The following is a 12,774-nucleotide window of genomic DNA, read 5'->3' as shown; positions in this document are numbered from 1 at the left end:
GGCGGCCGCCTGTGTGACGAGCCCTCCGGACGGAAGCCCGTTTCCGCACGTGGTGAATAATCCTCACTCCATCACGGACGTCTGAGGGGGAATCATGCGCACCAGTACCGGGATCGGTGGCGAGCTCCCTGCGCATCGGTGACAGCCGCGCCGGCCTCACGGCCCGGCTGCCCCCTCAGGCGCTGGACGGCCCGCCCGACGGCTCGGAGCCCGAGCCGCCGGGGATGGACGCGTGCGTGTACTACCGGACGACCGACTACGCCCTGCACCCGGTCTACCGGCTGTTCTTCGACGACGGCCGGCTCGCCGCGAAGGACGTGCTCGATCAAGACCTACGACGCTCGTCGACGGACGCGACGCCATAGCCGGTGTGTCCGAAGTCGCGGCAGGTCACGCAGTGGTTGGACGCCATCCCCCAGGGCGCGTTCGCGCCGGACTCCACGACGACCACCTGTTCGGGCGTCTCGGATGGTGCCGTCATTGACCCCGTGATTCGCTGGGGACGCAGCCCCTGCCGTCACAACGGAGGTCACGGAGATGCCGGAGTGTTACGCGGGTACCTACTACCCACATCTGCGTGAGGTGCTGGACTCCCGGTATGCCGGCTTCTCCGACGGTGAGCTGGAGGAGGCCTTCGCGGAGGCGAGCGGTGAAAACATCACCCCCGCGGAGTACGAGGAGTTCTTCGACGGCCTCGGCACTGCGCTGGCGAAGGTGGCCGAGCCCACGGCCACGTTCGCCAAGGCCGTCGGTCCTGGCGCACTTCGGGGCGCCGCCGCCGGCAGTGCGCTGGGCCCGTTCGGCGCGCTGGGCGGGGCGCTGGTCGGTGCGGCCGGGTCGGCACTCCAGCAGCGATACGGCGGCCACGATGCCCGTGGCATCGGCGGCGTACTCAGCGGCGCGGCCGGCACAGCCGGCGGCTCGCCGACCGGGCCCGGCGCCCTGGCCTCGGGGCTGCTGGGCCTGGCCGGAGGCCGCGGCGGCCCGGCCTCGGCCATGCTGATGGCGTTGCTGCGGCGGCCGGAGACGGCCCAGGCGCTGGCCGCCCTCGGCGAGGGCCGGCACCTTTTGGTTCCCGTGGGCCGCCAGCAGGTGCCGGTGCCTGCCCACACGTTCGCCGGGCTGCTCGGTGCACTGGCCCGAGAGACCGAGGCGGAGTGGACGACCGACGCGGAGTCGGAGGAGGAACCGGAGGCCGGTGACGAGCGGGCGGGTCGGCTGCTGGGCCTGCTGGTGGGTGCGGAGCAGGACGAGACGGAGTCCTACGACGACGACGCCACCGCGGCGTACGAGGAGTTCGACGCATACGCCGGCTTCGACGATGAGGAAGGTCTCGACGATGCCGAGGACTTCGACGACATCGAACTCGACGACACCCTGACCGACGACGAGTGCTTCGCCTTCGAGTTCGACGAACTGGTCGGTGCCCGATGACCGGTCAGCAGCAGGTGATCGAACTCCTGCAGCGGCACCTCGCCGGCGCGGCGACGGCCACGGACGGCCTGGCCGACCTGGCCGGGTCGGCCGGATCCGACCAGCAGCTCGCCGAGTTGCTCAGCCGGCGCGAGGCGCAGCTGGAGCGCGACCTGGCCGAGGCCGAACAGGCCGAGCTACGGACCGAGGAGGAGGCCCGTCGGCTCTCCGAACGCCGCGAGCCCGCCGAGGACGTACGCCGTCGGGTCGCCGAGCTGGCCGCTCAGCTGGACGTGGCACACGGTCTGCTCGACGACATGGCCGCCGCGCTCGGCGCGTGCCCCGCGTGCTTCGGCGCGGACGACACATGTTGGTGGTGCCGCGGGCGGGGCGCGCCCGGCTTCACCACCCCCGACCCCGGACTTTTCGACCGGCTGGTCCGCCCAGCCGTTGTCATGCACGCCCGCATGCACCGGCGGGACCGTTCGACCGTCACCACCGACCCACCGTCGATGCGCGAAGGGACAACCCATGACTGAGTACGACGAAATCGGCACGCTGCTGGACGGCACCGAGTACGAGGAGTTCGAGGAACGCACCCCCTACCGTCGCCCGGCGGTGCGCACACCGAGCCGACGCAGCAGCTACTCCCCGAGACATACGCCCGCGCCGGCCAGCCAGGGCCAGGTGCAGTCCACCGCTCGCAACCTGGACAGCAAGATCGAGACCCTGGCTGCCGCGGTCAAGTCGCTGGAGTCGCGGACCAACACGCTCGCCACCGACCAGGGCAAGCTCGTCGCGACACTCCGCAAGGAAGCCGGCGAGCAGAAGAAGAGCTCCGACGTCATCCGGACCGACTTGCAGCAGACCAAGCTGCTCGCCCTGCTGCTGCCGATGCTCACGCAGGAGACCGTGGACGCCGACGCCGACGGCAAGGCGGTCAAGGTGGTCACCCGGTCGCAGAGCCAGATGGCCGACCTTCTGCCGTTCCTGCTGCTCATGCCGGGCTTGAGCGGCGGTAGTGGCAATCCGCACAGCGGCGGGCTCGGAGGCGACATGGTCACCAACCTGCTCCTGCTGTCCATGCTGACCAAGAAGTGAGGCGGAGATGGCTGCGTTGACATTCGGCACCGGCACCGGTGCGACCGGCGGCGTGGGCGTACCCGATGTGGCCGGCAAGACCCGCGCGGAGGCCGAGAAGAAACTCAGGGACCTGGGGCTGACGCCGCGCGTGTGGGAGATCGGCGGGGACGGCAAACCGGGCGAGGTGTTCAGCCACGAGCCACCCGTCGGGGCTGTCCGGCCGAAGGGCTCGGTGGTGACGCTGAACGTATTCGCCGCCAAACCCAACCCGCCCATCCCGCCCGAAGTGGTAAAGAAGCTGGATGAACTGACCAAAGCGGTCGCCAGGCTGGAGGACGAAGCCTCCGCCAAGGCGCGGTACGACGCCCTGGTCAAGAAGCTCGACCAGCTCGCCGGCAAGCTGCCCGGCAAGCTCTGAGCGGAGGGGTCGTCCATGGACCCGGCACTGCACGAGTTGGCCCGCCGCGGCGACCCCGATGACGAGGTCGGCGTCATCCTGCGATTGCGTGACCCGGACCGGCCCCCGGCGACGGTGCGGATCGTCAACATCTTCGGTGACATCGCCACCGTGCGGGTGCGTCGCCGGGACATCGCCGATCTGTGGGCCGACCCGGCCACGGTCAGCGTGAAGGCTCCGCGTCTCTACACACCGGACGTCGAGCCGCCGGCGGCGGCCACCGAGGCGGCCGACAGCGCGCCGTTCGAGGACCACTCCCGACCGGACCTCGCCGAGACCGGCCGTGGCGTCGTCGTCGGCATGGTCGACTGGGGCTTCGACTTCGCACACCCCGACTTCCGCCGATCCGACGGCCGCACAAGGCTGTTGGCCCTGTGGGACCAGCGCCCGGCAGACCCGGCGAATCCCGACCCGGCCGCCTCCTACGGGACAGGGCGACTGTTCACCGCCGCGCACATCGACGCCGCGCTCGCACAGCCCGACCCGTACCGGGCGCTGGGCTACCACCCCGCCGACTTCGACTCCGGGCCGGGCGCGCACGGCACCCACACGCTGAGCATCGCCGCGGGCAACGGCCTGGCCGGCGGACCGCCCGGCATGGCGCCCGAGGCGGACATCGTGGCGGTCAGCATGAGCAGACAGCCCGGCAACGCCATGGTGTCTCTGGGCAGTTCGGGTGACCTGCTGGACGCCTGCGCGATGATCTTCGACATCGCAGGCGACCGGCCCTGCGTGATCAATCTCAGCCTGGGGCGGCACGCAGGTGAGCACACCGGGCGGCTGCTGCTCGAGCAGGCCCTGGACCATCTGGTCAGTGCGGCGCCCGGCAGGGCCGTCGTCCAGTCCTGCGGAAACTACTTCCAGAGCCGCGCCCACGCCTCCTGGCGTTTGCGCCCGGGGGAAGCACGGACCTTCCGGGTCGCGGTGGACCCGGCCGACGTCACCCCCAACGAGGTCGACATCTGGTATCCGGGCCGCGACCGACTGACCGTCGAGGTGGTCACATCCGACGGAGCGCACCGGGCCGTGGTGCCGCTCGGCGACAACGGGGTGATCGGCATCAACGGGCGTGAGGTGGCCCGGATCCATCACCGGGCGCACGACCCCAACAACGGCGACCACCAGATCAGCCTGTTCCTCGACCCGGACCCCGCGATCGACGGCTGGCACATCACGCTGCACGCCGACGATGTGGTGGATGGCCGAGTACACGCCTGGATCGAGCGGGATGCCGGGTGCCGGCACTGCCAGGCACACTTCGACGACTCCGACGTGGACACCACGACCACCCTCGGCACGATCGTCAACGGGCTTCGTACCATCGCCGTCGGCGCCTATGAGGCGCACCGCCCGGACCGGCCTCCGGGCCGGTTCTCCTCCTCCGGTCCGACCCGCGACGGCCGGCAGAAACCCGACCTTGTCGCTCCCGGCGTGCGGGTGCTCGGCGCGCGATCACACCCCGGCACAAGTGAACGGGGACCGGCGTACGTGCGGATGTCCGGCACGAGCATGGCGGCGCCGGCGGTGACCGGCACGGTGGCACTGATGTTCCAGGCCGCCGGCCGGCCGCTGCCCGTCGAGGAGACCCGCCGGGCGCTCCTGGCGAGCTGCGACCCGCCGATGCCGGGCGCCGACGCGCGCCGACTGGGCAGCGGGTATCTGCGGGCCGACCGTGCGGTCGCCGCCGTGAGGCCCGCCGGTCCGGCCGGCGGCCGGGCCGACCTCCGGACGTACGTCGACGGCGACGCCGTGGCCGCGGGCACCCCCGGACTCGACACGTGGCAGACACCTTACGAGGCTTCGCTGCACGGGGAGGTGGACCCGTGCGCGCTGTCCAATCTCCGGGTGGCGGTGGTCGGCGGCGGCTTCGCCGGTCTGATGGCCGCCTGGTCACTGGCCACAGGCGGGGCCCAGGTCACCGTGTTCGAGGCCACCGAGCGGCTGGGGGGCCGGGTGCGCACGGACCGGTCGCTCGTGCCGGGCAAGGTGGTCGAGGCCGGCGCCGAGTTGATCGGAGAGAACCATCCGGCGTGGATCGCCCTCGCCCGTACCTTCAAACTGACGCTGACCAAGGTCACCACGAAGGACGAGTACAAGTCCAAGGGGCTCAAGGTCCGGTTGAGATTCGGTATGACTACGACCGACCTGACGGATGCCGAGCAGAAACAGATCGAATCCGATCTCGAACCGGTGCTTCTCAGGATCGGCGCTGAGGCGAAGGCGATCGACGCACTACGCCCGTGGACCAGCAAGAACGCCGCCAAGCTGGACGCCATGTCGCTCGAGGACCGGCTGAACGAAGAGGACATGTTCGGCGAGGCCTCGTCCCCGGCCCGGCACTACTTCGAGTTCTTCACCGAGAACGACCAGTGCGTTGCACTGGACAAGCAGAGCTACCTCGGGTACCTGGCCGCGGTGAAGGCGCACTCGATGGGCGGCGACATGCTGGCCTACTGGAACAGGACCGAGACCCACCGCTGCGAGGGAGGCAACGACCAGCTCGCCACCGCGCTCGCGCGCACCCTCAAAGACGTCCGGCTCAAAAGCCCGGTGACCGCGGTCGAGGTGCAGGACAGCGGCGTACGGGTGACGTACGGCTCCGGTGCCTCCGGAGGGGCGGTCTCGACCGCTGATTTCGACTTCGCCATCCTTGCCGGCTCGCCGTTCGCATGGCCGACGGTCAGCGGTCCCACACCTTTCGTCCCGGCCAACTACACCATCCAGCACGGCCCGGCGGTCAAGTTCCTCAGCGCCTTCGACCGCGACTTCTGGACCACCCAGGGACTGGCGCCGAGCGCGCTCTGGGACCGGCTGGGCAGCGTCTGGGAGGGCACCGACAAACAGAAAAAGCCGCGGAAGGGCGTCGACCTGTCCGTCTATTCAGGCGGATCGTTCGTCCTCAGCGCTCCGCTCTACAAGACCCGCATGGAGCTGCTCTACCCCTTCTACACGACCAATCTGAAGAAGTCGTCGCTTGTCGACTGGCCGAACGAGCCGTACGTCTGCACCGGTTACTCGGTACCCGCCCCCAAAGAGGTCACCACGATCGCGAAGAACCTGAGCAAGCCCTATCAGGGACGGTTGTTCTTCGCCGGCGAGCAGGCCTCGCCGGGGTTCTTCGGCTACATGGAGGGGGCTCTGCAGTCCGGCCTGTTCGCGTCCTACGAGGTGGCCAAGGCCTGGCTGGTGGCCTGTGGCGGGTCAGCGGTCACACCGAAGACGGTGGAGCAACTGGCCGCGTTGATCGGCGAGAAACCCGCGCAGAGCGAGGCGGACATGATGGGATCCGGCGGCTTGTGGGATCTGCGGACGCCGGCACCGCAGAGGGTCGCCGCCCACGCCTACGAGGCGGAGACCGCGTACGAGCAGGACGACGACGTGCCCGTCTCGCCGCCCGCTCCTCCCGTTCCTCCGGCTCCGCCGACGCTCAACCCCACGTACCTCACGGTCGGTTCACCCCAGGAACGGCCCAACGCGACCTATGCCGCCGAGCAGTCCCCGGGAACCGCCGTACTGCCCAAGGCGCGCCCCCGGTTCACGCCTCCCGCCCCGCCGAGCCCGGCGCTCGCCGGACCTCCGGTCCTGCGGACGTGCTGCATGCTGTCGCCCGGTTTCCTCACCGGCGGCAGCGGTGCCGGAGGACACGGCTCCGGCAAGCCGGGCATCGTCTACACCGGCAGAGCCGGATTCATCGACCTCGCCCACCTGTGGGACGTCTGCGACGGCACGGCATTCGCCTATCAGGAGATCCACCGGGCGAGCGGCGCCGCCGGCACGAAGATCCGTACCGCCGAGGGCGAGGCCACGCTGACCGGCGCGGTGCCGCCGACGGAGTGGATGGAGGTGGCCCGGTCGATCGCCTTCGACGACGCGTTGGGACACGAGATCGCCACGTACCCCATGGGTGCAGGATCTTGCGGCCCCACCGTTCCCGGGCTGCACAACTCGTCGTTCTCGCCCGAGGACCTGTGCTCCAACTTCCTCGGCACGGTGGTCGCCCAACGCTCGATCCTCGCCGGCGGGGCCTTCGTTCCGGAGGCCGAGCGTCAGCTCACCGCACTGCTCGCCTCGCTCGCCGCGCAATCGGCCACCGAGACGAGGGCGGCCTTCGCGTTGATCGCGCGGCGGTGGGTCGACCTGACGCTGGGCATCACCAACTCGTGCTTTCTCAAGCGGCGCAACTTCACCTCGGTGCCGTTCAAGACCGGTCACAGGAGCGACGCGCCCACGCCCGGGTGGGTGGTCAAGCCGTTCGCGTTCACCGCCACGTACGACTACCAGCACGTCACGGGCTTCCGCCGGACCGACTTCGGCACCCACATCGCCAGGATCAAGGCGGCGGCGCGGGCGCAGTACGGCCCCGACTTCGCGTCCCCGTAGCGGCCGGGCCCACGCCCCCGCCTGCTGGTCGGGAATCTGCGGCCCGGGGCCCACACCGAACCGGCCGTCTTCCCGGCGGCCCGCCGCCCCCTCGCAGGGCGACGGGCCACCCGGTGCAGCAACCGTCAGCGCATCAGCACTCCCGCCCCTTCCCCCGGCGCCTCCGTCGGCAGCGCCACCAGCCCGAGATCGGCGCCGGACGGCAGCCGTGGATGCGCGGGCAGCACGCGGACGGTGTAGCCGAAGGGACCGGTGCGGTCCAGGGCCAGCGGGCCCTCGTAGACCCTGCGGCCCGCCTCGTCCGGACCGCCGTCGGCCGGTTTCAGCGGGAAGGCCTGGGCGTCGGCGATCGTGTCGTCGGAGTCCACGTGGCCCGCCACCGCCTGCACCTCCACGTCGTCCGGCTGGAGTTCACCGAGCCTGACGCTGACCCGCAGGGCGAGCGTCGAGCCCAGCTCCGCCGTGCCGAGTGCCGTGCCCGCCTCGACATGGTCGACGGCGACCCCCGGCCAGGCCGCACGCACCCGGCGCTTCCAGGCCGCCAGCTCCCGGGCCGCGTCCGCGTCCAGGGCGAGGTCGCGGTGGGCGCGGGCGGCCGGGGCGTACAGCCGGTCCACGTACTCCCGCACCATCCGGTCCGCCAGCACCTTCGGGCCGAGCGTCGTGAGGGTTCGGCGGACCATCTCGATCCAGCGGCCGGGCAGCCCTTCGCGATCCTGGTCGTAGAAGAGCGGCGCAATGCGCTCCTCGATGAGCTCGTACAGCGCGGCGGCCTCCAGCTCGTCGCGGCGGTCGTCGTCATGGGCCGCCGAGCCGTCGGCCGTGGGGACGGCCCAGCCGAAGTCGGGCTCGTACCACTCGTCCCACCAGCCGTCCAGGACGGACAGGTTGAGACAGCCGTTGAGCGCTGCCTTCATCCCGCTCGTACCGCACGCCTCCAGCGGCCGCAGCGGGTTGTTGAGCCAGACGTCGCAGCCCGGGTAGAGCGTGCGCGCCATCGCCATTCCGTAGTCCGGCAGGAAGACGATGCGGTGGCGCACCCGCGGATCGTCCGCGAACCGCACCAGCTCCTGGATCAGGCGCTTTCCACCGTCGTCCGCGGGATGGGCCTTGCCCGCGACGACGATCTGCACCGGCCGGGTGGGGTGCAGCAGCAGCTCCATCAGCCGGTCGCGGTCCCGGAGCATCAGGGTGAGCCGCTTGTACGCGGGGACCCGGCGGGCGAAGCCGATGGTGAGGATCCCGGGGTCCAGGACCCCGTCGATCCAGCCGAGCTCCGCGGCGTTCGCCCCGCGCTGCCGCCACGACACGTACAGCCGCTTCCGCACCTCCCGCACCAGCTGCCCGCGCAGCTCCCGGCGCAGCTCCCAGAGCTCTGCGCCGGGCGTCTCCGCCACGGAGTCCCCGAGCCGGCGGATCTCGGGGGCCACCCAGGTCGGGGCGTGCACCCCGTTGGTGACGGAGGTGATCGGGACCTCGGGCGCGTCGAAGCCCGGCCACAGGCCCGCGAACATCCGGCGGCTGACCGCGCCGTGGAGCGTCGAGACGCCATTGGCGCGCTGGGCGAGGCGCAGGCCCATCACGGCCATGTTGAAGACCTTCGGCTCACCGCCCGGATAGCTCTCCATGCCGAGCCGCAGCACGCGCGCGGCATCCACTCCGGGCAGTTCGCCGTCGTCGCCGAAGTGGCGGGCGACGAGCTCGCGGTCGAAGCGGTCGATGCCGGCCGGGACGGGGGTGTGCGTCGTGAACACGGTCCCGGCCCTCACCGCCTCCAGCGCCGCGTCGAAGTCCAGTCCGTACGGGGACAGTTCGCGGATGCGCTCGAGGCCGAGGAATCCGGCGTGGCCCTCGTTGGTGTGGAACACCTCGGGCTCCGGGTGTCCGGTCAGCCGGCAGTACGTGCGGACCGCCCGCACTCCCCCGATGCCCAGGAGCATCTCCTGCAGCAGGCGGTGTTCGCTGCCGCCGCCGTAGAGCCGGTCGGTGACGTCGCGCTCGCCCGGCGCGTTCTCCTCGACGTCCGAGTCGAGGAGCAGCAGCGGTACGCGCCCGACGTGGGCCTGCCAGACGCGGGCGCGCAGCGAGCGGCCGCCGGGAAGGGCGAGGGCGATCTGGGCCGGGGCACCGTCGGCCTCGCGGAGGAGGGTCAGGGGCAGCTCGTCGGGGTCGAGGACGGGGTAGTGCTCCTGCTGCCAGCCGTCGCGTGACAGGGACTGGCGGAAGTAGCCGTGGCGGTAGAGGAGTCCGACGCCGACGAGGGGGACGCCGAGGTCGCTCGCGGCCTTGAGGTGGTCGCCGGCGAGTATGCCGAGGCCGCCGGAGTACTGCGGCAGTGCGGCGGTGATGCCGAACTCGGGCGAGAAGTAGGCGACGGCGGCGGGCAGCGGCTCGTCGTCGGCCTGCTGCTGCTCCTGGTACCAGCGGCGCCCGTGCAGATAGTGGTCGAGGTCGCCGGCGGCGTCCGCGAGCCGGTGCAGAAATCCCTGGTCACGGGCGAGCCCGGCGAGCCGCCCGGCGGACACGGCGCCGAGGAGCCGCACCGGGTCGCCCCCGGCCGCGCGCCACCCGTCGGGATCGACGGCGCGGAAGAGCTCCCGGGTCCCGGAATGCCAGGACCAGCGCAGGTTGCGTGCCAGCTCGCTGAGGGGGGTGAGGGGTTCGGGGAGGACGGGGCGGACGGTGAATCGACGAATGGCCTTCACAGGTCCCACCTTCGCAGCGGAGGTACGCATCCGGGGACGCACAACGCTGGGCGCCGGGCCGGATGTCGCCTTCCCCTCCGACGGTAGTGGCGCGACGCCCCTCTCAACCACGGCGCACGGCCCGGCGCGGAGGGCGCGCGGTCCGTGGGCCTCTTGGGCGCCTGCGGCAGGGCCCGTGCGACTCCGCCGCGTGAGCCCGCCGCAGGCGCCCCTACCGCAGCCGCACCGGCGGCACGTCGTACGGCGAGCCCTGGTTCACCGTCTCCGCGTCGAACGCCCCCGTCGCGGCGTAACGTGCCGCGATCTCCGCCAGCTCCGCGGCCGGGATCACGTCGTGGATGTCGGTGAATCCGCCGGGGGCGCGCTCATGGGCGAGCTTGATGACGACCTCGGGCCCCAGCTGCCGGTTGGCGCGCTGGAGTTCGGTCATCGCCGGGCGGCGCGCCGCCTCGTACGACGCGAGTGCCTCGGCCGGGTCGGTGTGCCGGGCCAGCGCGTGGGCGAGGGCGCGGGCGTCGATGATGGACTGGGTGGCGCCGTTGGAACCGATCGGGTACATCGCATGGGCGGCGTCGCCGATCAGGGTCGTACGGCCGTGGCTCCAGCGCTCCAGGGGCTCGCGGTCCACCATCGGGTACTCGAACGCGCCGTCGGCCGCGCGCAGGACCTCGGGGACGCTGACTCCGTCGAACTCCCAGCCCTCGTAGTGGTGCAGGAACTTCTCGACCGGAACCGGCCGGTTCCAGTCGCCGCGCGAGGTGTCGTCGATGGCCTCGGCGGGCATCGCGAGCGCCCAGTTGACGAGGACCTCCCGGGTCTCCGGGTCGGGCCCGGCCATCGGGTAGACGACGGCCTTGAGGCGGTCGTCGCCCGCGATGAACATGAACGTTCCGGCACGGTGGGCGGGCAGCCGGGACACGCCGCGCCACACCAGCATGCCGTTCCACGGCGGTTCGCCCTCGGCCGGGTTGAGCGCGGCGCGCACGGCGGAGCGGATTCCGTCGGCGCCGATCAGGACGTCGGGTTCGAGCGCGGTCCGGCCGCGGTTCGTACCGTCGCGGTGCTCCAGGCGGACGCGGGCGCGGCCGTCCGGGAGCGGGTCGAGGCCGGTGACGCGGACGCCGCCGACGACGGCGCCCGGGCCGATGCGGCTGCGTACGGCGTCGGCGAGGACCCGCTGGAGGTGGGCGCGGTGGATGGACAGCTGGGGCCAGCGGTAGCCGGCGCCGAGACCGCGCGGGTCCCGCGAGATCAGGCCGCCGGAGCGGTGGTAGTAGCGCAGCTCCCGGGTGCGTACGGAACCGGCCTCGAGGGGCTTCAGCAGACCGAGCGCGTCGAGTTCGCGCACCGCGTTGGGCATGATGTTCAGCCCCGCGCCGACGTGCCGGCTCTCGCGGGCCGCCTCGACGACGGTGATCCTTTCGAACCCGGCGGCGTGCAGGCTCAGCGCGGCGGTGAGCCCGGCGATACCGCCGCCGGCGATCATGATGTGCGTCATGGCGGGCGTTCTGGCTCGGGTCCTGGCGTACGTTCCGGCTTGGGTCCTGGTGTGCGTCCTGGCTTGCGTCATTGCGTGCGCCCTCCTCAGGCCGCGGGTGTGCGCGGGCGTTCCGTCGCGCGGCGCACCAGCGTCTCGTTCTCGCGGGTCAGGTCCAGCACCGCACGCAGCAGTTCGACGGGGGCGCCGCCGCTGCCGACGTCGTACAGCCGGACCTCCTCGCTGTAGGCCTTGCGGGCGATGCCGATGTGGCGGGCCCGGAACGTCTTGAGGGTGCGCAGCACCCGGGCGAGGGAGACGGCGGACGCGGCGAGCTCCGGCGGCAGCCGGTCCACCTCCTCCCAGCTGATCGCGGCGGACAGCTTGCTGACGGCGGAGGTGCCGCCCGCGTGCGCGGCGTGGAAGGCGCGCCACGGCGGGAGGCTGTACGGGACGGACTCGGCGAGGAACGCGTCGTACCGCGCGTCGCTGCGGTCGCTCTGCCACAGCGTCAGATCGATCAGCCAGAGCGGCACCTGGGCGGCGGCGGGGCCGAGGTGGTCCCGGCCGTCGACGGATATCTCCTCGAAGTAGGGGCGGAGCACCTGCGCGAAGAAGACCGGCGAGACATTGGCGACGGTGAAGTCGATGGAGTCGACCATCGCCTGCACGTGATGGGCCGTGCGGTCGAGCGCGAGCGCGAAGCCCGGCTCGTACGGTTCGAGCGCGGCGAGCTCGGCGCACGTGTCGAGGGAGGCGACGAGGCTGGGGAAGACCATGCGTACGGCGTCCTGGAGACTGGCCTCCATCGGCTCGCCGGTGTACATGCGCTGCCGCGCGCCCAGCGGGTTCCAGGTCGTGTAGTGGTGCACGGTGTCGCGCGGCACCATGTCGGTGCGCCGCCCCAGCTCCGCGAGCACCGGAAGTGCCTCGGGAACGGCGTCCAGCGGCTCCGTCCCGTGCCGCTTCAGCGACCCGAGCAGCATCCCGATGTCCCGCATGGCCGCGAGCGCCTCGACGACGCTCCACCCGGCGGCCCGGTCGGGCTCGGGGAGCAGTGTGCGCAGCGCGACGGTGAGTGCGGCGACGTCGGCGTTCCGGTTCATCTCGGGCAGTGCGGCGAGCAGCGCGTCGGCGGCGAGGGGGTCGGCGGCGCGGATGTCGGCTATCCGGTAGCGCGGATCGCCACGCGTCTCCAGATCGCGCGCGACAAGGTCGAATACGGACACGGAAAGGCCCTCCTCGGGCGGTGAAAGGTG

The 12,774-nt window shown here is 71.7% G+C and carries 9 protein-coding genes; 6 read left to right on the top strand and 3 right to left on the bottom strand.

Features of this window, described 5'->3' with window-relative positions; all coding sequences use genetic code 11:
* Nucleotides 1–116 precede the first annotated feature (116 nt).
* From ACWCXB_RS02260 to ACWCXB_RS02235, 6 genes are all read left to right on the top strand, one after another.
* Complete coding sequence (locus ACWCXB_RS02260) at nt 117–365, top strand: hypothetical protein (protein WP_450718045.1); 249 nt, start codon at nt 117–119, stop codon at nt 363–365.
* Nucleotides 366–537: 172 nt separating this feature from the next.
* The gene (locus ACWCXB_RS02255; RefSeq protein WP_450718043.1) at nt 538–1,434 is read left to right on the top strand and encodes a hypothetical protein; all 897 of its coding nucleotides are present in this window, start codon (nt 538–540) and stop codon (nt 1,432–1,434) included.
* Nucleotides 1,431–1,952, top strand: a complete 522-nt coding sequence (locus ACWCXB_RS02250) for a hypothetical protein (RefSeq protein ID WP_450718041.1) — start codon at nt 1,431–1,433, stop codon at nt 1,950–1,952. Before ACWCXB_RS02255 ends, ACWCXB_RS02250 begins: the two co-directional genes overlap by 4 nt.
* Nucleotides 1,945–2,514: a hypothetical protein gene (locus ACWCXB_RS02245; protein WP_450718039.1), complete on the top strand. Its 570-nt coding sequence runs from the start codon at nt 1,945–1,947 to the stop codon at nt 2,512–2,514. Before ACWCXB_RS02250 ends, ACWCXB_RS02245 begins: the two co-directional genes overlap by 8 nt.
* Nucleotides 2,515–2,530: 16 nt before the next feature.
* Nucleotides 2,531–2,914 carry a PASTA domain-containing protein gene (locus ACWCXB_RS02240; protein WP_450718037.1) on the top strand — a complete coding sequence of 128 codons (384 nt, stop codon included), beginning with the start codon at nt 2,531–2,533 and terminating at the stop codon, nt 2,912–2,914.
* A gap of 15 nt (nt 2,915–2,929) precedes the next feature.
* Nucleotides 2,930–7,333, top strand: coding sequence for an FAD-dependent oxidoreductase (locus ACWCXB_RS02235; RefSeq protein ID WP_450718035.1), 4,404 nt, complete (start codon nt 2,930–2,932; stop codon nt 7,331–7,333).
* Nucleotides 7,334–7,458: 125 nt separating this feature from the next.
* Here the strand turns inward: ACWCXB_RS02235 and glgP are convergent, their stop codons facing one another.
* The 3 genes from glgP to ACWCXB_RS02220 form a co-directional block, all read right to left on the bottom strand.
* Nucleotides 7,459–10,038 carry an alpha-glucan family phosphorylase gene (glgP, locus tag ACWCXB_RS02230; protein WP_450718033.1) on the bottom strand — a complete coding sequence of 860 codons (2,580 nt, stop codon included), beginning with the start codon at nt 10,036–10,038 and terminating at the stop codon, nt 7,459–7,461.
* A 211-nt stretch (nt 10,039–10,249) separates the two neighbouring features.
* Nucleotides 10,250–11,536, bottom strand: coding sequence for an FAD-dependent monooxygenase (locus ACWCXB_RS02225; protein WP_450718031.1), 1,287 nt, complete (start codon nt 11,534–11,536; stop codon nt 10,250–10,252).
* An 86-nt stretch (nt 11,537–11,622) separates the two neighbouring features.
* A complete protein-coding gene (locus ACWCXB_RS02220; RefSeq protein ID WP_450718029.1) occupies nt 11,623–12,744 on the bottom strand; it encodes a monodechloroaminopyrrolnitrin synthase PrnB family protein in 1,122 nt (373 codons plus the stop codon).
* Nucleotides 12,745–12,774: the final 30 nt, after the last annotated feature.

The sequence above is a fragment of the Streptomyces sp. NPDC001514 genome, from assembly GCF_053597075.1.
This window is presented reverse-complemented; position numbering and strand designations above follow the sequence as displayed.

What these genes read in the sequence shown, in the direction of transcription:
- ACWCXB_RS02225 (WP_450718031.1), bottom strand. Translation starts at nt 11,536, where the DNA reads ATGACGCACATCATGATCGCCGGCGGCGGTATCGCCGGGCTCACCGCC.
- ACWCXB_RS02235 (WP_450718035.1), top strand. Translation starts at nt 2,930, where the DNA reads ATGGACCCGGCACTGCACGAGTTGGCCCGCCGCGGCGACCCCGATGAC.
- ACWCXB_RS02250 (WP_450718041.1), top strand. Translation starts at nt 1,431, where the DNA reads ATGACCGGTCAGCAGCAGGTGATCGAACTCCTGCAGCGGCACCTCGCC.
- ACWCXB_RS02255 (WP_450718043.1), top strand. Translation starts at nt 538, where the DNA reads ATGCCGGAGTGTTACGCGGGTACCTACTACCCACATCTGCGTGAGGTG.
- ACWCXB_RS02245 (WP_450718039.1), top strand. Translation starts at nt 1,945, where the DNA reads ATGACTGAGTACGACGAAATCGGCACGCTGCTGGACGGCACCGAGTAC.